Source organism: Photobacterium sp. 1_MG-2023, from assembly GCF_030547945.1.
In the GTDB taxonomy this organism is placed as follows: domain Bacteria; phylum Pseudomonadota; class Gammaproteobacteria; order Enterobacterales; family Vibrionaceae; genus Photobacterium.
The window spans coordinates 249,606-272,037 of the sequence record NZ_JAUORR010000001.1 but is presented as its reverse complement, the minus strand read 5'-3'; the positions used below and the strand labels follow the sequence as shown (position 1 = coordinate 272,037).

Below are 22,432 nucleotides of genomic sequence, written 5' to 3'. Positions count from 1 at the left end.
AAAGTTGTATTTGAAGAAAGGAAAAAATTATTCACTAGTCAGTGTTGACTCTGTTTCATCAATCGGGTAAACGTAAAGAACACACAACATGAAGATAATCATTCAATAAAAAAACATGAAGAAGACGCTGATCGGCACCACCACCACGATTATTACCGGCACAACCAGTGTTGGGGCGGGCTGATACGCGCAAGATTTTAAAAAAAGCCCGCACTCCAGAGTGCGGGCTTTTTTTTCACCATAATTTTTTAGAGTTAAGGACATGTTTTTCCGGTGAAAAGCATAAAACCCGGAATAAACTTGTCAGGACAGTTCAAATTAACGGAAGTGGAGTAGGGAATGCGAGTGCTTAAATTTGGCGGCTCATCGTTAGCAGATGCCGACCGGTTTCTCAGAGCGGCGGATATCATCGCCAGTAATGCTCATCAGGGGGAAGTTTCCGTGGTGCTGTCCGCACCGGGTAAAGTGACCAACAAACTGGTTTCAGTGATTGAAACCGTCGTGGCGACCGGCGATGCTGAGCTGCAGCTGGCCGATCTGGAAAATACCTTCAACAGCCTGATTGACGGAATCGTACAACAACTCCCTGCTTTTGATCGCACCGCAGTTGATGCCAAGTTGGCCAATACGCTGGGCAATCTGAAACAGCTGGTACATGGCATGAAGCTGTTGGGACAATGCCCGGATAATGTGTATGCCCGGGTGATCAGTAAAGGCGAGCGTCTGTCGATTGTCGCCATGAAATCGGCGCTGGAAGCCAAAGGTCACAAAGCCGATTTGATCGATCCGGTCGCTTACTTGCTGGCTCATGGGGATACTCTGGAAGGCCATGTCGATATTGAAGTGTCCACAGACAACTTCCGCCGCCAGCCACTGGCTGAAGGTCATATCCATATCATGCCGGGTTTCACCGCCGGTAATACCAAAGGGGAGCTGGTGATTCTGGGCCGCAATGGTTCAGACTATTCCGCAGCCGTCCTGGCAGCCTGTCTGCGTGCCGAGTGCTGCGAAATCTGGACAGATGTCGATGGTGTCTATAACTGCGATCCGCGTCTGGTTCCGGATGCCCGGTTACTGAAATCGCTCAGTTATCAGGAAGCGATGGAGCTGTCCTACTTTGGCGCTTCCGTACTGCACCCGAAAACCATCGCCCCGATTGCCCAGTTCCACATTCCCTGTCTCATTAAAAACAGTTTTAACCCGCAAGGCGCTGGCACCCTGATTGGTCAGGATACCGGCGAAGACAATCTCGCCATCAAAGGGATCACCACCCTGAAAAACCTGACCATGGTCAACGTGTCTGGTCCCGGGATGAAAGGCATGGTCGGGATGGCGGCCCGCGTCTTTGGTGCGATGTCGGCAGCCGGTGTATCGATTGTGTTGATTACGCAGTCTTCCTCGGAATACAGCATCAGTTTTTGTATTGAGAGTGATGATAAGTTTGCCGCGGAGCAGGCGCTTCGCAACAACTTCGAGCTGGAGCTGAAAGAAGGCTTGCTGGAGCCGGTAGAATTTATTGATGATTCTGCCATCGTGACCTTGGTCGGAGATGGCATGCGCACGTCCCGTGGTGTGGCTTCCCGCTTCTTTACCTCGCTGGCCGAAGTGAACGTGAATATTGTGGCCATTGCTCAGGGCTCTTCAGAGCGTGCGATTTCAGCAGTGATCCCGGCCAACAAAGTGTCTGAGGCGGTCAAAGCCTGTCATGAGAACCTGTTTAACAGTAAGCATTTTCTGGATGTTTTCGTGGTGGGTGTTGGCGGTGTTGGCGGCGAGCTGGTGGATCAGATCCAGCGTCAGCAGGAAAAGCTGGCAGAAAATGGCATTGTGATCCGGGTGTGCGGTCTGTCTAACAGCAAAGGTCTGCTGCTGGATAACAACGGTCTGCCGCTGGAAAACTGGCGCGACACACTGGGTCAGGCCAAGGAAAGCTTTCATCTGGCCAGCTTGATTCAGCTGGTGCAGCGTCACCATATCATCAACCCGGTCATCATTGACTGTACGTCTGATGAGGGCATTGCAGAGCAGTATGTCGACTTCCTGGCTGCGGGTTTCCACGTGATCACGCCGAACAAGAAAGCCAATACGGCGAGTATGGCTTACTATCATCAGTTACGTCAGGCTGCACGTGTGACACGTCGCCGCTTCATGTATGACACCACGGTCGGTGCGGGTCTGCCGGTGATTGAAAACCTGCAGAACCTGATGGCCGCCGGTGATGAACTGGAACGTTTCGCCGGGATTCTGTCGGGGTCTCTGTCGTTCATCTTCGGCAAGCTGGACGAAGGCATGAGCCTGAGTGAAGCGACCACGGTGGCCCGCAATAACGGCTTTACTGAGCCGGATCCCCGTGATGATCTGTCCGGAATGGATGTCGCGCGTAAGTTGCTGATCCTGGCTCGTGAAGCCGGATATGTTCTGGAACTGAGTGATGTTGTGGTTGAACCTGCATTACCACCGGGTTTCGATCAGAGCGGCGATGTGGACGCTTTCATGCAGCGTCTGCCGCAGGCGGATGCGTATTTCAGCGAGCTGTCTGCTCAGGCGGCGGCAGAAGGCAAAGTCCTGCGCTACATTGGTGAAATCGATCAGGGCAAATGCACCGTGAAAGTGGCTGCGGTGGATCCCGATGACCCGATGTTCAAAATCAAAGATGGCGAGAATGCGCTGGCATTCTACAGCCGCTATTATCAACCCATTCCGCTGGTCTTGCGTGGTTATGGCGCAGGGACTGAAGTCACTGCAGCCGGGGTATTTGCCGATCTGATGCGTACCGTCGGCTGGAAACTGGGAGTTTAAGGATGAGTGTGACCGTTTACGCACCGGCATCGATCGGAAATGTCAGTGTGGGATTTGATGTATTGGGGGCGGCGGTGTCGCCCATCGACGGCACCCTGCTGGGGGATAAAGTCACGGTTGCTGCGGGCAGCGAACCTTTTGCGCTGCGCTGTGAAGGCGATTTTGTTACCAAGCTGCCAGCAGAGCCTGAGCAGAATATTGTTTATCACTGCTGGCAGGTGTTTGCCCGCGAATTAGATAAGAAAGGCATCGCACTTCAGCCGGTGTCTGTCACCCTGCAGAAAAATATGCCGATTGGTTCCGGTCTGGGCTCCAGTGCCTGTTCGATTGTGGCGGCCCTGGATGCGCTGAACCGTTTTCACGACAATCCGCTGAACGAAACTGAATTGCTGGCGCTGATGGGTGAAATGGAAGGCCAGATCTCGGGCGGTATTCATTACGATAATGTAGCGCCCTGCTATCTGGGCGGCCTGCAGTTCATGGTGGAGGAACTGGGGATTATCAGCCAGCAGGTGCCTTGCTTCGACAACTGGTATTGGGTGATGGCTTATCCGGGCATTCAAGTATCGACCGCAGAAGCCCGGGCGATTTTGCCGGCACAGTATCGTCGTCAGGATGTGATTACGCACGGTCGTCAGCTGGGCGGTTTTATTCACGCCTGCCACAGCCAGCAAGCGCAACTGGCTGCGAAAATGATCAAAGACGTGGTTGCTGAACCATATCGGGAAGGGTTGCTGCCTGGCTTTAAAGAAGCGCGTCAGTACGCACTCGAAGCTGGTGCACTGGCCAGCGGGATTTCAGGGTCCGGCCCGACCATGTTCAGCATCTGTGATGATCTGGAGGTTGCAGAGCGCATCGCCCGCTGGTTGCAACAGCATTATGTTCAGAACGATGAAGGATTCGTCCATGTCTGTCAGCTCGACAGTCAGGGTTCAAAAGAAATAGGAAGCGAGTATCAATCATGAAGCTGTATAACTTAAAAGATCATCAGGAAGAAGTCTCTTTTGCGCAGGCCGTCCGTCAGGGGCTGGGCCGTCAGCAGGGTTTGTTTTTCCCGTCTGAGTTGCCTGAGCTGGGTGATATTGATGCACTGCTTGCGCAGGACTTTGTGACGCGTAGCAGCCGGATCCTGTCCGCTTTTATTGGTGAAGAGTTGTCGGCAGACACCGTGCAGCAGATGGTCGCCAATGCATTTCAGTTCCCGGCGCCTGTGGCACAGGTTAAAGATGGCGTGTATGCGCTGGAACTCTTCCATGGTCCGACGCTGGCGTTTAAAGATTTTGGCGGCCGTTTTATGGCTCAGTCGCTGGCCGCGGTGTCTGACTCGAACGGCAAGATCACCATTCTGACGGCGACTTCAGGCGATACCGGTGCTGCTGTCGCCCATGCTTTCTATGGCATGGACAATATCAATGTGGTGATTCTGTACCCGAAAGGCAAGATCAGCCCGCTGCAGGAAAAACTCTTCTGTACGCTGGGGGGCAATATCCACACCGTCGCTGTGAACGGCACTTTTGATGACTGTCAGTCGCTGGTGAAGCAGGCGTTTGATGATGCGGAACTGCGTCAGGAAGTGGGCTTGAACTCAGCCAACTCCATTAACATCAGCCGCCTGATGGCTCAGATTTGTTATTACTTCGAAGCGGTTGCACAACTGCCGAAAGAAGCTCGCGGCAATCTGGTGGTTTCAGTACCCAGCGGTAACTTCGGCAACCTGACTGCTGGCTTGCTGGCCAAAGCACTGGGTCTGCCTGTGAAACGTTTTATTGCCGCAACCAACGTGAACGACACCGTACCGCGTTATCTGCAAAGCGGTCAGTGGGAACCGAAAGTCACGATTCCGACGATTTCGAATGCCATGGATGTGAGCCAGCCCAACAACTGGCCACGCATTGAAGAGCTGTGCCAGAAACAGGGCTGGGGCTTGAGCGAGCTGGGTTACGGCGCTGTGACTGATGCGCAGAGTGCAGAAACCCTGCGTCAGATGGATGCCGAAGGCTATCTGTGCGAGCCGCATGGTGCGATTGCCTACCGCGTACTGAATGAGCAACTGCAACCCGGTGAAACCGGTCTCTTCCTGTGTACGGCGCATCCGGCCAAGTTCAAGGAAGTGGTGGAAGATATTCTGGAGAAAGAAATCGACCTGCCAGCACCGCTTGCTAAACATGGTGCGATGGCATTGTTGTCTGAAGAGCGTGATAACGACTTTGAACAACTGAAAGCTGTCCTGTATGCCGTTCAGACTGATTGACTGTGATACAGCAGCCAATTTTTTGAGCCACCTTCGGGTGGCTCTTTTGTTTGGCGGCGTTTCTTCTCAATCCGGATTTGATTATAATTTGATTATCATCACCGACGCAGAGTAAACACACGTGGAAAGCAAAACGGCCCGTTTTACGGTATTGATGGACCCCCGCAAAAAGCAGGCATTTGAGAAGTTATGCGCCGCTCAGGACATTACGCCGTCTCAGGTGGTTCGCCAGTTGATCCGTGAGTATCTGGAGAAGCATGATGTCAGCTATCTTGATGATCCTAAATCGGACTAGTGCGATCCGGTTGCGCAAGACATCTGAGCCCCTTTCCCTGTGAAAGGGGTTTTGTGTTTTTGGTTCAGCCATTCGCAGCATTCAGGGTGATAAGAATAGTTGTGATAATTTCATTGTAATTACATTATAATGTTTGCCTTTGAGTTTCCCTGGCAAGACGGCGCTGGGCGAATATCCTTAAGTTGATACTTTTATAAAAGAGAGACCGTGAGCATGAGTGACACCTTACCTCCTTGCCCAGAGTGCAATTCATCTTATGTCTATGAAGATCAGGCAATGCTGATTTGTCCTGAGTGTGGTCATGAGTGGATTCAGGGTGAAGTCGCTGAAGATCCGGATGCGCTGGTCGTGAAAGACTCGAACGGCAATCTGTTGCAGGAAGGCGATTTCGTGACCTTGATTAAAGACTTGAAGGTCAAAGGATCCTCTTCAGTCGCAAAAGTTGGCACGAAAGTAAAAATCAACCGTCTGGTGGACGGTGACCACAACATCGACTGTAAGATTGATGGCATCGGTGCCATGATGCTGAAGTCTGAATTCGTGAAAAAAGCCTGATTTCAGCCACATTCAGACAGAAAAGCGCCGCAACCTGCAAAGGTCGCGGCGTTTTTTATGGCAAGTCCTTACAAAGTGTCGGTGAAGGTCCGGGTGATCACATCCCGTTGCTGCTCCGGCGTGAGGGAGTTAAAGCGAACGGCATAGCCAGAGACGCGAATGGTCAGTTGCGGGTATTTTTCCGGATGCGCAAGCGCATCTTCCAGCGTTTCCCGTTTGAGCACATTCACGTTCAGGTGCTGCCCCCCTTCAACGTGAGGCGCTTGTTCGACCGGCAGCTCGCGAAATTCAAACTGACCCAGATCTGAAGTCTGTACTTTCTGATCCGCACGGAAGCCTTCTGCGGCAGACAGGCAGCGGGCAGTGCCCTGATCTGAATCCAGTAACCAGATTGAATTCAGCAACTGAGGGTTGGCTGCCTGGGTAATTTGAATGCCTTTGATCATGGCTGCTCCTTGAGTGAGGAATGACAACAATAGAGAAGGTTCTCATCCTACCGCGTTCATGAAACGGACCCTTGATCTGCGTCAACTCACATGGCACTGCAAAAGCGCAACCGACTGCACAGATTACGCGCAAAATTGCGCTTTTTGAGGGCAGTGCTCATCATTTGCACAATTGAGTGGTCGCATAGTAATTAGGTGCAAGGCTTTTAACCTGCTGAAACGACGTGTGATTTTTCCGGCAGAAAAAGTTGGCACTCTTCTTTCATAGAAGAAACAAGCTGTTTGATTTCATGAGGAGATGACAATGAATCCAGAATCCATACCCGTTCCCGAATACTGTGTGCTTCAAATGACCCGACTGCCTCAGGCAAACCGCCCGGTTCAGGGACGGGGCCATTGGCGAGCCCCTGTCGGTCCTGTCAGCCGGCCGAAGTAAAACCGTCTGTTACCCCCGTTGTCGATTCAGGTAGAATATTGGCTCATTGACTGATTCACCAGCAGGAGCCGATATGTCTGCCCCGGAACCCCTTCGCACAGTTGATTTTGACTGGGCAACCCTTCTGGAACACGAACGCCAGCAAGATTATTTTCAGCAAACGGAGGCCCGGGTGGCTGAAGCAAGAGCCGCCGGGAAAACGGTCTTCCCGCCTCAGGCGTCTGTCTACAATGCGTTTGATGCCACACCTTTTGACCAGGTTAAGGTGGTGATTCTCGGACAGGATCCTTATCACGGCCCGGATCAGGCCCATGGACTGAGCTTCTCGGTGCTGCCCGGTGTGAAGGTGCCACCGTCGCTTGCCAATATGTATAAAGAGTTAGCGGCCGATATCGACGGTTTTACCATTCCCGAACACGGTTATCTTCAGCATTGGGCAGAGCAGGGCGTACTGCTGCTCAATACGGTCCTGACGGTTGAGCAGGGGAAAGCCCATTCTCACAGCAAGTTTGGCTGGGAAACATTTACCGATCAGGTTATTGCCAGCCTGAACCAGCATCGTGAAGGTCTGGTGTTCATGCTGTGGGGCGCACATGCCCAAAAGAAAGGGAAACAGATCGTTCGGGACAAACACTGTGTGCTGTCTTCTGCACATCCGTCACCCTTGTCGGCTTATCGCGGCTTTTTTGGCTGTCGTCATTTCTCACAAGCCAATCAATGGTTGAGAAAAATGCATAAAAGTGAGATTGACTGGCAACTTCCCCCAGAAGTTTAATGGAACCTAATCTGGATCAAGCCCATTTCGTCAGCCCGGATTACACTTAAACATTGAGTTGGGAGTTAATGTCCGGGAGGTCGAAATGCTATTGGACAGTATTCACACCGAACATGGTTATATCAATCGTCTGCTCCGGTTGCTCCGGACTAAGCTGGCTGCAATCCGGGAAGGGCATGACGTCAATTATCAGATCATTCGCGATATCGTGACTTATCTGCAAAATCAGGCAGAGCACTGTCATCATCCGAAAGAAGATGTGATTTACCATTATTACCTCAGCCACTACGGGGATGAGCAGCGGATTCTGGATCTGGAAGCCGAACATGTGGAACTGGCAAAGCTGACGTCTGAGTTTGCTGAGACCGTCGATATGGTGCTCATGGATGCCGTGATTCCGCTGGATGTCTTAGCGGAAAAACTCAATGCCTTTGTGGAGCGGCAAAAGCAGCATCTGGATATGGAAGAAAAGCAGGTGTTTCCTGTGATTCGTCAGCACTTTACCTCATCCGACTGGGCTGCGGTCGAAAGTGAATATCAGGAATGCCTGTGTGACCCGCTATTCGGGAAAGAAGTCTCGGCACAATACAGAGAGCTGGCGAGCCGGTTGGAATCATAACTTGAACGGCTGAAAAAACACCGGCAATAGCGCCGGTGTTTTTCGTTATCTGGTTGTTCCCTGAAATGCAAAACCCGGATTACAAATCCACCTCATCAGTGAATTCATGAATAATATCAATATCCTGAAGTTCCTTCTTCAGACGTTGTTTATCTTTCAGTGCTTCAATTTCCCGCCACTTGCGTTTCACAGGTTTACTGCGTGAACTCCGACGGGGTAAATCGCTTTCAAGCATGTTGTCGAATCCAAAGCTATCCATAGTGCACCTCGCTCAATCCTGAGTATTGCTCAGATAAAGGGGGTATATAACCCCTTGGTCATCAGTTAAATATCACAACCCGATAGAGAATAAAATTGAACTATTTCGCATTTGTTGTTTATTTGTGAAATTTATTCAGACTTCTGATCATTGGCAATGGTTGGTCCAGTCCTGTTCAAAGCAATCCAACGCTCACTTTTTCATAGCGTGCATTGATTTTTGCGAGTTAACTCCGCATGATCGCTCAGCTTTTCGTCAGTATAGGCGCTTTGCCCGTCAGAACGCATGTGGCTGGATGTGCCGCAGAGCTGATGTTGAGCAGCCTATACTGACAAAAAGATGACATGAGGATGAATCGAACCGGACATCCTGCAGTGTTGAGGTTCACACGGCTCCGGTGCGCTGGGCCAGACGTAGCATGGTGAGATGACGCTAAGGGGTAGATGTGACAAGCCAGATCAATTTTCTGAATGACCTGCTGTGGGGATCGGTGCTGATTTACCTGCTCATTGGTGTCGGGATCTTTTTTACCTGTCGGTTGGGGTTTATCCAGTTCCGGCATTTTCTGCATATGTTTCGGGTGATGAAAAACAGCCGAAAGTCCGATGCTTCCGGGATTTCTTCTTTTCAGGCGCTGTGTACCAGCCTGGCTGCCCGGGTCGGTACCGGTAATATGGCGGGTGTTGCCGTTGCCCTGACGCTGGGTGGTCCGGGTGCTATTTTCTGGATGTGGCTGATTGCCATGCTGGGAATGGCGACGGCGTTTGCTGAAAGTGCATTAGCCCAGCTCTATAAAACCCGGGATGATGAGGGGAATTACCGGGGTGGCCCAGCCTACTATATGGAAAAGGGGCTGGGGATGCGCTGGATGGGTGTTGTGTTCTCTATTTTTCTGATCATTGCATTCGGTTTGGTTTTCAATGCAGTTCAGGCCAACTCGATTGCCAAAGCCATGAATGTCGCCTTTGGCTGGCAGCCGATTGTGGTCGGCATGGTGCTGGTGGCCCTGACCGGATTTATTATTTTTGGCGGGATGCGCACCATAGCAAGAACAGCCGAGATTCTGGTGCCAGTGATGGCGGGCTGCTACCTGGCACTGGCGCTGGTGGTGGTCGCGATGAACATTGAGCAGGTGCCGTCGGTACTGGGATTGATCTTCCGCAGCGCCTTCGGGCTGGAAGAAGCGGCTTCCGGGGCATTGGGGTATACCATTGCGCAGGGCATGATCAATGGCCTGAAACGCGGATTGTTCTCCAATGAGGCCGGGATGGGCTCCGCACCCAATGCGGCAGCGTCGGCGACCCCTTATCCGCCGCATCCGGCGTCACAGGGCTATGTCCAGATGCTGGGTGTATTTACCGACACCATTGTGATCTGTAGCGCGACGGTCGCGATTATTCTGATGTCGGGTGAATATGTACCACACAGTGAAGTGACCGGGATTGAACTGACGCAGCGTGCACTGTCGTCTCAGGTGGGAGACTGGGGCGGGATATTCATTGCCATTGCGATCTTCATGTTTGCTTTTACCTCTCTGGTTGCCAATTACTCCTACGCCGAAACCAACCTGATCTTCCTGGAACATAACCACAAAGCCGGGCTGGCAATCTTTCGTCTGGTCGTTCTGGGCATGGTGATGTTCGGGGCGCTGGCTGAGCTGCCCACGGTCTGGACCATGGCGGATATTTCGATGGGGATGATGGCGATGATTAATCTGGTGGCCATTGTGCTGTTGTCGGGGACGGTGGTGAAACTGGCGAAAGACTACAACGCGCAGTTGGCTCTGGGGAAAGTACCGCAGTTTGACAGCCGCCAATATCCTGAACTGCATGCGCAGCTTGATGAAGATATCTGGACCCGTTCCAAGGACTAATCGAATTTTCCGATGGCAGAAATCCGGAAAACCACTGGTCCTGAAGCTATCCATTTCTGTATTTTTTGCGCTGAAATGGTACTCTTTGGGGCAGTTTCGTTGACAGGATATTGAAGCATGTTGATTGTGGTTTCGCCCGCCAAAACTCTGGATTATGAATCGCCTTTGGCAACTCAGGCGCAGACTTTGCCTGAACTGCTGGATCACTCCGCTGAACTGATTGAAGTCTGCCGTAAACTCACGCCGATGGATATTGCCAGCCTGATGAAGGTGAGTGACAAAATTGCCGGCCTGAATGCTGCGCGCTTTGCCGACTGGCATCCGGATTTCACCTCAGAGAATGCCCGCCAGGCAATTCTGGCATTCAAAGGTGATGTTTACACTGGGCTTGAAGCGGAAACCCTGAGCGACGAGGATTTTACGTTTGCTCAGCAACATCTCAGAATGCTGTCTGGGTTGTATGGCTTGCTTCGTCCGTTGGATCTGATGCAGCCCTATCGTCTGGAAATGGGCACCAAACTGGCCAATGGCCGGGGCACCAACCTGTATCAGTTCTGGGGTAACATCATTACCGACAAACTAAACGTAGCGCTGGAAGCACAAGGGGACGATATCCTGATTAATCTGGCGTCCAATGAATACTTCAAAGCGGTGAAACCCAAATCTCTGAAAGGCAAAGTGATTACGCCTGTCTTTAAAGACTGCAAGAATGGTCAGTACAAAGTGATCAGCTTCTTTGCCAAAAAAGCCCGCGGCATGATGGCACGCTACATCATTGAGCATCGTCTGACTTCAGTTGAACAACTCAAGCAGTTTGATGTGGCTGGGTATTATTTCTCGCCGCAAGAGTCTACGGCGACTGAGCTGGTCTTCAAACGCGAAGAGCAGTAATCTCCTGCTTCTGTAAATCACTGCACTCAGATAGCAAAAGGCCGTATAAATCATTCGGCCTTTTTTGATGGCGATTCATCGTCTGCAACTTACTTTGCAGATTTCTTCTTCGCTGTTTTTTTCTTGTTCGAATCTTTGGCTTTTTTCTTTTTCTTCACGGTGGCCGGCTTTTTGTGTTTCGGGCGCATGCCTTCGATGAAACGCTCCGGCACTTCTTCTTTCATATAACGACCGACACGTTCGATCATCGCTTGGTCGTGCGCTTCAATCAGAGAAATTGCGGTGCCTTTCTTCCCGGCACGGGCCGTCCGGCCAATCCGGTGCAGGTATACATCGGCTGTGCGCGGCATGTCGAAGTTCACGACGTGGCTGACATCCGGCAGGTCAATCCCGCGGGCCGCAACATCGGTTGCGATCAGCACGTTCACTTCCCCTTCTTTGAAGCGGCGAATGGTATTGTTTCGGCTGGCCTGAGCCATTTCCCCCTGAATCCAGCAGCAAGGCACTTGCAGCGCAGCCAGTTGGTCGCGTAATTCAGCCAGTCGCTCCCGGGTCTTCACGAAAATGATCGTGCGCTCAGCCTGCTCTTTCAGAATATTTTCCAGCAGCGCCAGCTTGTGCGTCATATCATCGCAGCGATGATACACCTGATGGATTTTCTTACGCTCGCGGCGTGGTGGCTCGGCGTTGACTTCGACCGGTTCATTTAAAATGGTGCGAGAAAACTCACGAACGCCTTTGCCTTCGAGTGTGGCAGAAAACAGCAGGGTCTGACGGCGCCAGCGGCATTCGTCGTGGACGCGTTTGACAATGGCACCGAAGCCCATATCCAGCATCCGGTCGGCTTCGTCCAGAATCAGGCATTCAATTGCGCGGCAATCAAATTTTTCACCTTCGACGTATTCCATCAGACGGCCCGGTGTCGCAACCACGATATCCTGCGTTTTGCCCAGATATTCTGCGTGTTCGTCGTAAGAGATGCCGCCGGTAATGGTGAAAATTTTCAGATCGGTTTGTGCTGCCAGCGCTCTGGCCTGATCAGCAACCTGAATGGCCAGCTCACGAGTTGGTGTCAGGATCAGAACACGGGCCGGACCGGGTTTCCGGCGCGGAAAGTCCAGCAGGTGCTGAATCATCGGCAGGACAAATGCGGCGGTTTTTCCGGTCCCCGTGGGTGCGGAAGCCAGCACGTCACGGCCATCGAGAGCTGGAGGGATCGCCTGAGCCTGAACGACGGTCGGGCGGGAATAACCCAGATCTTCAACGGCTTGCAGCAGTGCGCCATCTAACTCTAATTCGGAAAAATCTCTCACCAGTCTTACTCCTCGGTCGCTGTCAGCCCGCTTGTTGTTCGGGCAGAACGCAGCTGTGATTCTGTTAAGGGGCGGCATTATAGTGTGAATTGATGCAAGTATCACCGATTAAAGCACAAAAACTTAGCTGCGCCTTGCCGTCAGAATTTTAGATAGAAATCTCGGGTCAGTTCGACAAAAGCCGGGGAATACCGACCGTCTTCATGAAGGGTCAGCTCCGTCTCCTCACTCTGGCCAGGTTGTGGCGATAAAGTGATCAGATGCCGCGAAACCGGTTTGCTTGCTGTCGTTCGCACCCGGCATATCCGGTGGCAATGCAGACCGTAGTCATTGGTTTGCGCCAGCAGCAACTCGCCTTCGGTGGCGGGCAGGATCAGGTTGGCTTTGCCCTGCGGTGTTGACAGATGCGCCAGACAGCGCAGCAGATCCGGATGGGGCAGGCTTGCGGTATGTCTGGCGGTTGCCCGTCGCTGACAATTCGCCTGCTCACCATGATTGAAATAAGGCGGGTTGCACCAGATGGTGCTGTACGTGCCGGCTGTCTGCCGGGGCGCCCAAGTGAGGAGATCCTGCTGTTCTGCCTGCAAACGTGCCGACCAGGGGGAAGCTTCAAAGTTTTGACGGGCTGCAGAGACCGCATGCGCATCAATGTCCAGTGCCAGAACCGGGCGCTTATCTGCCTGGCTGCGCTGTGCAGCCATCAGTGCCAGCAAGCCACTGCCACAGCCGATATCCAGCAAAGGTGACTGTGTTTCCAGCGCAGCACTTGGCTGCACGATGTCTGCCCAGGCACCCAGTAAAATACCATCGGTACTGACCGGCATTCCACAGCCGTGGTCATCCACATGGAATTGTTTCAACGTAAAACCTTTATTCATCGAATGATTGCTGCGCACTGTTGTGAAAAATCTGATGGGGATTATACGGAATGTCCGCGTAAATCCACGCTGACATTGTAAAACGAATGTAGATAATGGTGAAAAATCCTATTTTGGATATTTTGTGACCAAGTTTTATTGTGGTGTTATGGTCTGATTTATCTCTCCTGTTTGGAGTTATATTTTGTATTTTTGCCGTTAAAACCAAAGAAAGTGGTGTTTTTGGCTGCAAGGTTGCCACTGGCGTTCTTTTGCTTCATTATGCTGCCTCTTTGGCTGGCTGTAGTGATATATGCCAATCCTATAAATGACGCACAGGCACTGACCTGTGCAGAGATGCAAACACAACTAAACAACAGACGAGTGGAAGGTGCAGTTTGAAAGACACACTCAAAGTTTCCGATATTTTAGCGATTGGTTTCATGACCTTCGCGTTTTTCTTAGGGGCCGGAAATATCATTTTCCCGCCGCAGGCAGGTCTGAGTGCAGGTGACAATCTGCTTCCGGCGATGCTTGGCTTCCTGTCAACCGCTGTGGGCTTGCCGCTGATCGGCATTATTGCGGTCGCGGTAGCCGGTGGGGGCTGGAAAGGCCTGACCCGCGATTTACCGCCGTTTGTGGCAACCCTGATGGCCGTTCTGATTTTCATCATCATCGGTCCTGCTTTTGCTGCACCCCGGACAGGTCTGGTGGCCTATGAAATGGCAGTGAAACCTTTTATTGATGATGCCGGACAAACCAGCCTGACCATTTTTTCTGTTGTCTTTTTTGCGCTGGCGCTGTTCTTTGCCTGGTCTCGTGGCAAGCTGATTGACTCAATTGGCAAACTGCTGACGCCAGCCCTGTTTGCTGTGCTGGCCATTCTGGCGGTTGCGGTCTTTTTGAATCCGCAAAGTGAGATTCTGACTGCGCAGGGTGATTACGCAAATATGGCATTCACCAAAGGCTTCCTGGAAGGCTATAACACCATGGATACCTTTGCGGCCTTGATGTTCGGGATGCTGATTGTGGATGTGATCCGTAACAAAGGCATTAAGGATGAGAAAGCGACCTGCAAATACCTGATGCTGGCCGGTGTGATTGCTGCGGCAGGTCTGGCCTTTGTGTACATCTCCCTGTTCTATCTGGGCGCGACCAGTGCTGCTGTCGCTGAAGGCGCAGCCAATGGCGGTGCGATTCTGGCCGGTTATGTGCTGGCATTGTTTGGTCCGGTCGGTCAGTACATTCTGTCTGCCATTGTGATGTTGGCGTGTCTGACTACGGCGATTGGTCTGATCAGTGCCTGTGCGGACTATTTTAGTTCGCTGACCCGTGTGTCTTATGAGAGATGGGCTGTGATTCTGGCTGTGATCTGTGGCGTGGTTGCGAATGTGGGTCTGAATCAGCTGATTAGTCTGTCTGTTCCGGTTCTGTTTGCGCTGTATCCTGTAGCCGTTGCTTTGGTGATGCTGACCTTTGTCCGCCGTTTTCTGCCGAATCCGCGTCTGGCCTATCGTGTTGTTCTGCTGGTCTCTCTGCTGTTCAGTTTGATCGATGCATTGAAAGTGATGGGTCTGGATGTTTCTTATCTGAACTTCCTGCCGCTGTTTGAATACGGTATGGCCTGGACGATGCCGACTTTACTGGCACTGGTTGTCACACGCTTCATCCGTCCGGACGTGGCTGCACCAGAAGCACAGAGCGCATAAGCGTCAATTCGTCTGAATACGAAAACGCCCCGTCAGTTTCCTGCGGGGCGTTTTGCTGTCTGGTCCTGATGATACGGGCCATGTTGTGCTGAACGATTACAGGGAATCCCCGTACTCTGTCAGAATCTGCTCGCACCATTGCTCAATGCGTTCGTCACTCAGCTCATACTGACTGTCTTCATCCAGTGCCAGACCGACAAACAGAGATTTATCTTCTGTCAGTGCTTTCGATGCTTCGAAGGTGTAACCCTGATTAGGCCAGTAGCCGACAAACTGGGCGCCGGACGGCAGTAGTTTATCATGCAGCATACCCATGGCGTCCAGGTACCACTCGGTATAGCCTTCCTGATCGCCTAATCCGAACAAGGCAATGGTTTTGCCTTCCAGACGGAGTCCGTCAAGCTGATTCCAGACCGCTTCCCAGTCTTCCTGTAACTCCCCAAAGTCCCAGGTAGAGATCCCCAGAATCAGTAAATCATACTGATTCATGTCGTTGAGGCTGGCTTCTTTAATGTTGTGCAGATCCACCAGATCATCACCGATACAGTCACGGATTTTCTCCGCAGCCATTTCGGTATAACAGGTGGTCGAGCCGTAAAACAGGCCGATTTTCATACTGATATTTCCTGGGGTGGCAACAAATTTGTACTGATTTTACCCTGTCAGGCGTCTGGCTGCATCCCTCAAGGGACACCCCCTAGTTACATTCAGGGGGAAATTCAGTACTATGCTTCAAATACTGTATTTATATCCAGATGTTTTGGGAGCGGCGCGACGTGGAAAACAACAACGATATTGCCCTCATCGAGCGCTTTTTAGATGCGATGTGGATGGAGCGGGGATTGTCCGAGAATACCCTTGCCTCATACCGCAATGATTTGATGAAATTGCAGCAATGGCTGGTCGATCGGAGCCTGACCCTGCTGTCACTGCAATCCGGGGACTTGCAGGATTATCAGCAATGGCTGTTTGATCAGGACTTCAAACAAAGCTCGCGGGCCCGAATGACTTCGGCGATGCGACGTCTTTTCCAGTATCTGCATCGTGAAAAGCTGCGCGACGATGAACCGAGCGCGCTGCTGCACAGTCCCCGTTTGCCGCAACGGTTGCCAAAAGATATTACGGAAGATCAAGTCAGTGCGTTGCTGAATGCGCCGGATGTCAATGACCCGCTGGAACTGCGGGATAAAGCCATGCTTGAATTGCTTTATGCCACCGGACTGCGGGTGACAGAGCTGGTCAGTTTGCGGATGGACAATATCAGTCTGCGTCAGGGTGTCGTCCGGGTGACCGGTAAAGGTGACAAAGAGCGACTGGTGCCGATGGGCGAAGAGGCGATGGAATGGATTGAATCTTTCCTGAGCCATGGGCGACCTCAGCTGTTGGGTGAAGTCAGCTCGGATGTGCTGTTTCCCAGTAAACGGGCCCGGCAGATGACCCGGCAGACGTTCTGGCACCGAATGAAATATTACGCTGTGCTGGCGGGGATCGATGCGGACACCTTATCACCGCACGTCATGCGGCATGCCTTTGCTACGCATTTACTGAACTATGGTGCGGATCTGCGTGTGGTTCAGATGTTATTGGGCCACAGTGATTTATCGACCACCCAGATCTATACTCATGTGGCAACGGAGCGGCTGAAACAGCTGCATCAGGAACACCATCCACGGGCCTGACTACTGGCTTGATTTTGATGTGCGTCCTGAAGATGTACACTGAAGTGGGGCGGAGATCCCAATCATATTCAGCCAGAGGTTGTTGAATATGAAATGACTTGCCTTTTGGCAGTGAACTTTGAAAGATGTGCAGACTCCAATAGGTCTGTATCTTTAAAATTAACGACATTTTCTAAGGATAATTTATGCCATTTTCTTGCCGTCCTCTGCTGGTTGCGCTGGCTGCATTTACGGCTTTTTCTGCCAGTGCAGAACCTGATGCCCGTGCGATTGAAGCCGCGTTAACGCCGCTGGGTCTTTCTGCCGCATCCGTCACGCCATCTCCGATTCAGGGCATGAACGAAGTGGTGACCGAGCGTGGCATCATTTACATGTCTGATGACGGTCAGTATTTCATGGCGGGTAACCTGTATCACTCCGTGAATGGCGAGCCTGTCAATCTGACTGAACAGAAAATGGCGACCATTAACAAAGGCAAGCTCAAAGGCATGGAAGACGAGATGATCGTTTATCCGGCCAAAGACGAAAAATATGTGGTCACCGTTTTTACGGACACCAGCTGTGGCTACTGCCGCAAACTGCACAGTGAAATGCAGGCCTACAACGACGCCGGGATCACCATTCGGTATCTGGCTTTCCCACGTGGCGGTGAACGTTCCCAGAACTTTGGTGAAATGAGCGCAATTTGGGCAGCCAAGGATCCGCTCAAAGCGATGGATGCAGCCAAGAAAGGGACGTTGGATATTGATAACAGTCCGCACAATGATGCGCTGGTGATGAAGCATTACCAGTTGGGCGTGGCAATGGGCGTGACCGGGACTCCGGCACTGGTGCTGGAAGATGGCACCATGCTGCCTGGTTATCAGCCAGCCAGCCGCCTGCTTCAGTTCCTGAACAGCCGCAGCTGATTTGATACCTGACCCAAACAGCCCGCTTTCATGCGGGCTGTTTTGTTTTGGCTGCCGGTTGCACGAAAAATGTGAATTCGCTGCTTGCGTCCGTTCAGGCGGGTACACGGCATCGCCGTTTTTTGGTATAAACTCCTGTCCGCCCTTTTTCCTCAGAACGCCAATAAGAATTTTCATGAAAATCGAAATCAAGCGCCGCCCGGAAGCAGATTCATCAGGCTTTTCCTCCGCAATCCCGCCCTTGCTCAAACGCATTTATGCCAGCCGTGGTCTGCGAACCGATGCTGATCTGGAACGGGGCGCCAGAGGGCTGCACAGTTATAACCGACTGAACGGTATTGATGCTGCGGTCGCCTTGCTGGTGTCTGCGCTGCGTGAGCAGCGGCGCATTATCATTGTCGGGGATTTCGATGCTGATGGCGCAACCAGCTCGGCCTTGTCAGTGTTGGCACTGCGGCAACTGGGGTGCCGTAATGTCGATTATCTGGTGCCCAACCGCTTTGATGACGGCTATGGTTTGAGCCCGGAAGTGGTGGCGCAGGCAGCTGAGCGAGGCGCAGAAATCATCATGACGGTGGATAACGGCGTTTCATCTGTGGCGGGTGTGGCCGCGGCAAAAGCAAGCGGGATTCAGGTGCTGGTCACCGATCACCATTTACCCGGTGAAGTGCTGCCCGCTGCAGATGCAATCGTGAACCCGAATCTGCACAGCTGTGATTTTCCGTCGAAAGCCTTGTGTGGCGTGGGCGTTGCTTTTTATCTGATGCTGGCGTTGCGGGCTGAATTGCGTGAGCAGAACTGGTTTGCAGAACAAGGGCTGACGGAACCGAATCTGGCCGGATTACTGGATCTGGTGGCGCTGGGCACTGTGGCAGATGTCGTGGCGCTGGATGGCAATAACCGGATTCTGGTGCATCAGGGCCTGCAGCGAATTCGTGCCGGTCAGTGTCGTCCCGGTATTCAGGCCCTGATTGAAGTGGCGAACCGTGAGCCGTCGCAGTTGGTTGCCAGTGATCTGGGATTTGCACTCGGACCACGAATCAATGCGGCAGGCCGGCTGGACGACATGTCCTTCGGCGTGGAATTGCTGCTGTGCGACAATATTCAGACCGCACGCCGGATGGCGGTTGAACTGGACGGACTGAATCAGACCCGTAAAGAAATTGAGCAGGGCATGAAAGAGGAAGCACTGGCGATTTGTGAGCGGCTCAAATTCAATCAGAAAGATATGCCTTACGGGCTGGTGTTGTATCAGGCGGACTGGCATCAGGGCGTGATTGGAATTCTGGCATCTCGCATCAAAGAGTTGTATCACCGCCCGGTGATCGCGTTTGCGGCAGCCGGGGACTCAGAAATCAAAGGCTCCTGTCGTTCGATTCCCGGTTTGCACATGCGGGATGTACTCGACCGGATTGACACCCAGAATCCAGGCATGATTCTGAAATTCGGCGGCCATGCGATGGCAGCCGGTCTGACGCTGAAAACAGCGCAGTATGAGGCGTTCAGTCAGGCCTTTGATCAGGCCGTTCGTGAAGAGCTGGATGAATCCGCGCTCACAGGGGTTTTACTGACCGATGGTGAACTGGCTGCGCAGGACATGACGCTGGAAACTGCTGAGGTGCTGCGTCATGGAGGCCCCTGGGGGCAGCAGTTCCCTGAGCCGAGTTTCGATGGTCAGTTCCGGTTGCTCCAGCAGCGGCTGGTGGGCAGTAAGCACTTGAAAATGATACTCGAACCCGTCGGCGGCGGCAGTATGATTGATGCCATTGCATTCAATATCGACGTGCGGCGCTGGCCGGATGCATCGGTTCAAATGGTGAATCTGGTTTATCGGCTGGATGTGAACGAATTTCGGGGCAACCGCAGCGTTCAATTGATGGTCGAACACCTCGACGCTTTATAATCTTCTGCAGGCGGAGCGACGGGCTCCGCTTTTTGATCGCAACCTGAAAATCTCGCTGTCAATCCTTCCGTAGATTTTTTGGATAAGTTTTGTGATCCTCTGTTTATTCTTGCCGCAATTCGCTAAAATCCTCCGGTTATGTCCGTTTCGGCAAAAGGCTAAAAAGAGTGGCAATGTTCGAAGTTAATCCAATTAAAAACCGACTTGAGGATGTGTCTGCACGGACCAACATCCTTAGGGGGTACCTTTGACTACGATGCTAAGAAAGAGCGTCTGGAAGAAGTCAATGCAGAATTAGAACAACCTGATGTATGGAATGAGCCAGAGCGTGCTCAGGCATTAGGGAAAGAGCGTGCAGCGCTGGAAGCGGTGGTTGAAACCATCGACCAGTTGGATCAGGGCGTCGAAGACGTTGAAGGTCTGCTGGAACTGGCGGTGGAAGAAAACGATCAGGAAACCTTTGACGAGATTGGTCCTGAGCTGGACGAACTGGTCAGCAAGCTGGAATTGCTGGAGTTCCGTCGGATGTTTGCCGGTGATCATGATGGGGCGGACTGCTATGTAGACCTGCAGGCAGGTTCAGGCGGTACAGAAGCTCAGGACTGGACGTCCATGATGCTGCGGATGTACCTGCGTTGGGCAGAAGCCAAAGGTTTCAAAACCGAAGTGATTGAAGTTTCAGAAGGCGATGTTGCCGGTCTGAAATCCGCCACCGTGAAAATCACGGGCGAATACGCATATGGCTGGCTGCGGACCGAAACCGGTGTTCACCGTCTGGTGCGCAAGTCCCCGTTTGACTCCGGCGGCCGTCGTCATACGTCTTTTGCGTCTGCTTTCGTCTATCCGGAAGTGGATGACAACATTGATATCGATATCAACCCATCAGATCTGCGGATTGACGTTTACCGTGCCTCGGGCGCGGGTGGTCAGCACGTCAACACCACTGAATCTGCGGTGCGGATTACACACGTCCCGACCAATACCGTGGTTCAGTGCCAGAACGACCGTTCTCAGCACAAAAACAAAGATCAGGCGATGAAGCAGCTGAAAGCGAAGCTGTTTGAGCTGGAAATGCAGAAGCAGAATGCTGAGAAGCAGGCGAATGAAGATGCGAAGTCTGATATCGGCTGGGGAAGCCAGATCCGTTCATACGTACTGGATGATTCCCGAATCAAAGATCTGCGTACCGGTGTCGAAAACCGCAATACCCAGGCGGTGTTGGACGGAGACCTGGATCGTTTCATCGAAGCTAGTCTGAAATCCGGTCTGTAATACCGGTCCCCGAATTGTTGCTAAGGTTACCCATGACTGAACAAGTACAAGACGAGAACAAACTGATTGCTGAGCGCCGCGCGAAACTGGAACAGATTCGTCAGGACTGCAAAGCCAACGGCCATCCGAACGATTTTCGCCGTGACAGCCTGGCAGCCGATCTGCAGGCTGCTTTTGGTGAGATGACCAAAGAAGCGCTTGAAGACAGCGGCAATGTGGTTGCCATTGCGGGCCGTGTCATGGCCAAACGTGGGCCATTCCTGGCCATTCAGGATGTGTCTGGCCGTATTCAGGCGTACGCATCGAAAGATGTGCAAAAAGTACTGAAAGACAAATATTCTGGTCTGGATATCGGTGACATCATCGGTGTGAAAGGTGCGCTGCACAAATCAGGGAAAGGCGATCTGTACGTCAACATGGATGAGTTCGTCCTGCTGACCAAAGCGCTGCGTCCGTTGCCTGAGAAATTCCATGGTCTGACCGATCAGGAAATGCGTTACCGCCAGCGTTACGTGGATCTGATTGTGAATGAAGAATCCCGGAACACCATGCTGATGCGCTCAAAAGTTGTGAATGCGATTCGCCAGTTCATGACGACCAAAGGCTTCATGGAAGTTGAAACGCCAATGATGCACGTGATCCCGGGTGGTGCGACTGCACGTCCGTTCATCACGCACCACAATGCGCTGGATATCGACATGTATTTGCGGGTTGCACCAGAGCTGTATCTGAAACGTCTGGTGGTTGGTGGTTTCGAGCGTGTGTTCGAAATTAACCGTAACTTCCGTAATGAAGGTCTGTCTCCGCGCCATAACCCGGAATTCACCATGATGGAATTCTATATGGCGTATGCAGATTATCGTGATCTGATGGATCTGACTGAAGAGATGCTGAGCTCGATCGCACAGGATCTGTGCGGGACAACGGGCCTGCCTTACGGTGACGAGATCATTGAATTCAAAGGTCCTTACCCGCGTCTGAGCATGCTGGAAGCGATCAAGCAGTACAATCCGGATCATGAAGCGATTCAGGGCCTGACGTACGAGCAGGTTCAGGACCGCGATCTGATGGTGAGTATCGCAAAATCACTGCGCATTGAGGTGGAGTCTTTCTGGACTTGTGGTCAGTTACTGGAAGAAATCTTTGGTGAAACCGCTGAGCCGAAACTGCTGCAGCCAACCTTCATCACAGAATACCCGGCTGATATCTCGCCACTGGCACGTCGTAACGATGACAACCCATTCATCACCGACCGTTTTGAGTTCTTCATCGGTGGTCGTGAAGTTGCAAACGGCTTCTCTGAGCTGAATGATGCCGAAGATCAGGACCAGCGCTTCAAGGCGCAGGTAGATGCAAAGGATGCGGGTGATGACGAAGCGATGTTCTATGATGCCGATTATATTACGGCACTGGAGCATGGTCTGCCGCCAACAGCGGGTCAGGGCATCGGGATCGATCGTCTGGTGATGTTGTTCACCAACAGCCACACCATTCGTGATGTGATTCTGTTCCCGGCGATGCGTCCGCAGAACAACCAGTAATCGCCCTGCGCGATCGGTCTGAAAAGCCACTTCTCCGGAAGTGGCTTTTTT

21 protein-coding genes and 1 other annotated feature are annotated in these 22,432 nt (G+C 52.2%); of the genes, 16 read left to right on the top strand and 5 right to left on the bottom strand.

What is annotated here, in order from left to right; translation table 11 throughout:
• Positions 1 to 122 precede the first annotated feature (122 nt).
• Positions 123 to 237: a sequence feature (Thr leader region), on the top strand.
• 102 nt (positions 238 to 339) lie between these two features.
• The 5 genes from thrA to Q4579_RS01165 all read left to right on the top strand — a co-directional run bounded on the left by thrA (position 340) and on the right by Q4579_RS01165 (position 5,900).
• Positions 340 to 2,799: a bifunctional aspartate kinase/homoserine dehydrogenase I gene (gene thrA / locus Q4579_RS01185; protein ID WP_303560980.1), complete on the top strand. Its 2,460-nt coding sequence runs from the start codon at positions 340 to 342 to the stop codon at positions 2,797 to 2,799.
• 2 nt (positions 2,800 to 2,801) lie between these two features.
• Entirely contained in the window at positions 2,802 to 3,764 is a 963-nt protein-coding gene (gene thrB, locus Q4579_RS01180; RefSeq protein WP_303560978.1) for a homoserine kinase, read from the top strand.
• Positions 3,761 to 5,050 carry a threonine synthase gene (thrC, locus tag Q4579_RS01175; protein ID WP_303560976.1) on the top strand — a complete coding sequence of 430 codons (1,290 nt, stop codon included), beginning with the start codon at positions 3,761 to 3,763 and terminating at the stop codon, positions 5,048 to 5,050. Before thrB ends, thrC begins: the two co-directional genes overlap by 4 nt.
• Before the next feature lie 121 nt (positions 5,051 to 5,171).
• A complete protein-coding gene (locus Q4579_RS01170; RefSeq protein WP_303560975.1) occupies positions 5,172 to 5,345 on the top strand; it encodes a ribbon-helix-helix protein, CopG family in 174 nt (57 codons plus the stop codon).
• 213 nt (positions 5,346 to 5,558) lie between these two features.
• The gene (locus tag Q4579_RS01165; protein WP_303560973.1) at positions 5,559 to 5,900 is read left to right on the top strand and encodes a zinc ribbon domain-containing protein YjdM; all 342 of its coding nucleotides are present in this window, start codon (positions 5,559 to 5,561) and stop codon (positions 5,898 to 5,900) included.
• A gap of 68 nt (positions 5,901 to 5,968) precedes the next feature.
• On the opposite strand, the gene grcA is transcribed toward Q4579_RS01165, so the two are convergent.
• The gene (gene grcA, locus Q4579_RS01160; RefSeq protein ID WP_303560971.1) at positions 5,969 to 6,346 is read right to left on the bottom strand and encodes an autonomous glycyl radical cofactor GrcA; all 378 of its coding nucleotides are present in this window, start codon (positions 6,344 to 6,346) and stop codon (positions 5,969 to 5,971) included.
• A gap of 304 nt (positions 6,347 to 6,650) precedes the next feature.
• On the opposite strand from grcA, the gene Q4579_RS01155 reads away from it, so the two are divergent.
• The 3 genes from Q4579_RS01155 (at position 6,651) to Q4579_RS01145 (ending at position 8,176) form a co-directional block, all read left to right on the top strand.
• Positions 6,651 to 6,782 (top strand): hypothetical protein, encoded by a 132-nt coding sequence (locus Q4579_RS01155; protein ID WP_303560970.1) that lies wholly within the window; start codon positions 6,651 to 6,653, stop codon positions 6,780 to 6,782.
• 73 nt (positions 6,783 to 6,855) lie between these two features.
• Positions 6,856 to 7,557, top strand: coding sequence for a uracil-DNA glycosylase (ung, locus tag Q4579_RS01150; protein ID WP_303560968.1), 702 nt, complete (start codon positions 6,856 to 6,858; stop codon positions 7,555 to 7,557).
• 85 nt (positions 7,558 to 7,642) lie between these two features.
• Complete coding sequence (locus Q4579_RS01145; protein WP_303560966.1) at positions 7,643 to 8,176, top strand: hemerythrin domain-containing protein; 534 nt, start codon at positions 7,643 to 7,645, stop codon at positions 8,174 to 8,176.
• Positions 8,177 to 8,255: 79 nt separating this feature from the next.
• On the opposite strand, the gene Q4579_RS01140 is transcribed toward Q4579_RS01145, so the two are convergent.
• Positions 8,256 to 8,435: a DUF3545 family protein gene (locus tag Q4579_RS01140; RefSeq protein ID WP_303560965.1), complete on the bottom strand. Its 180-nt coding sequence runs from the start codon at positions 8,433 to 8,435 to the stop codon at positions 8,256 to 8,258.
• 445 nt (positions 8,436 to 8,880) lie between these two features.
• Between Q4579_RS01140 and Q4579_RS01135 the strand changes: the two genes are divergently transcribed.
• Positions 8,881 to 10,308: a sodium:alanine symporter family protein gene (locus Q4579_RS01135; protein WP_303560963.1), complete on the top strand. Its 1,428-nt coding sequence runs from the start codon at positions 8,881 to 8,883 to the stop codon at positions 10,306 to 10,308.
• A 117-nt stretch (positions 10,309 to 10,425) separates the two neighbouring features.
• The gene (yaaA, locus tag Q4579_RS01130; protein WP_303560961.1) at positions 10,426 to 11,199 is read left to right on the top strand and encodes a peroxide stress protein YaaA; all 774 of its coding nucleotides are present in this window, start codon (positions 10,426 to 10,428) and stop codon (positions 11,197 to 11,199) included.
• Positions 11,200 to 11,288: 89 nt separating this feature from the next.
• On the opposite strand, the gene srmB is transcribed toward yaaA, so the two are convergent.
• On the bottom strand, positions 11,289 to 12,512 hold the full coding sequence (gene srmB, locus Q4579_RS01125) for an ATP-dependent RNA helicase SrmB (RefSeq protein ID WP_303560959.1): 1,224 nt from the start codon (positions 12,510 to 12,512) through the stop codon (positions 11,289 to 11,291).
• A gap of 140 nt (positions 12,513 to 12,652) precedes the next feature.
• Complete coding sequence (locus tag Q4579_RS01120) at positions 12,653 to 13,390, bottom strand: tRNA1(Val) (adenine(37)-N6)-methyltransferase (protein WP_303560958.1); 738 nt, start codon at positions 13,388 to 13,390, stop codon at positions 12,653 to 12,655.
• A 377-nt stretch (positions 13,391 to 13,767) separates the two neighbouring features.
• Here Q4579_RS01120 and brnQ point away from each other — a divergent pair, with 377 nt between their 5' ends.
• The gene (brnQ, locus tag Q4579_RS01115) at positions 13,768 to 15,078 is read left to right on the top strand and encodes a branched-chain amino acid transport system II carrier protein (RefSeq protein WP_303560956.1); all 1,311 of its coding nucleotides are present in this window, start codon (positions 13,768 to 13,770) and stop codon (positions 15,076 to 15,078) included.
• Between the two features lie 96 nt (positions 15,079 to 15,174).
• On the opposite strand, the gene fldB is transcribed toward brnQ, so the two are convergent.
• Positions 15,175 to 15,693, bottom strand: a complete 519-nt coding sequence (fldB, locus tag Q4579_RS01110; RefSeq protein ID WP_303560955.1) for a flavodoxin FldB — start codon at positions 15,691 to 15,693, stop codon at positions 15,175 to 15,177.
• 161 nt (positions 15,694 to 15,854) lie between these two features.
• On the opposite strand from fldB, the gene xerD reads away from it, so the two are divergent.
• The 5 genes from xerD (at position 15,855) to lysS (ending at position 22,381) form a co-directional block, all read left to right on the top strand.
• A complete protein-coding gene (gene xerD, locus Q4579_RS01105; RefSeq protein ID WP_303560954.1) occupies positions 15,855 to 16,757 on the top strand; it encodes a site-specific tyrosine recombinase XerD in 903 nt (300 codons plus the stop codon).
• A gap of 185 nt (positions 16,758 to 16,942) precedes the next feature.
• Positions 16,943 to 17,665 (top strand): bifunctional protein-disulfide isomerase/oxidoreductase DsbC, encoded by a 723-nt coding sequence (gene dsbC / locus Q4579_RS01100; RefSeq protein WP_303560953.1) that lies wholly within the window; start codon positions 16,943 to 16,945, stop codon positions 17,663 to 17,665.
• A gap of 175 nt (positions 17,666 to 17,840) precedes the next feature.
• Positions 17,841 to 19,568 carry a single-stranded-DNA-specific exonuclease RecJ gene (recJ, locus tag Q4579_RS01095; RefSeq protein WP_303560951.1) on the top strand — a complete coding sequence of 576 codons (1,728 nt, stop codon included), beginning with the start codon at positions 17,841 to 17,843 and terminating at the stop codon, positions 19,566 to 19,568.
• A gap of 173 nt (positions 19,569 to 19,741) precedes the next feature.
• Positions 19,742 to 20,840, top strand: a protein-coding gene (gene prfB / locus Q4579_RS01090) for a peptide chain release factor 2 (RefSeq protein WP_303560950.1) whose coding sequence is annotated in 2 segments (ribosomal slippage) — positions 19,742 to 19,816 and positions 19,818 to 20,840 — 1,098 coding nt in all. Because the reading frame shifts where the segments join, the coding sequence is not laid out codon by codon here.
• Positions 20,841 to 20,872: 32 nt separating this feature from the next.
• Positions 20,873 to 22,381, top strand: coding sequence for a lysine--tRNA ligase (gene lysS / locus Q4579_RS01085; RefSeq protein WP_303560948.1), 1,509 nt, complete (start codon positions 20,873 to 20,875; stop codon positions 22,379 to 22,381).
• Positions 22,382 to 22,432 lie beyond the last annotated feature (51 nt).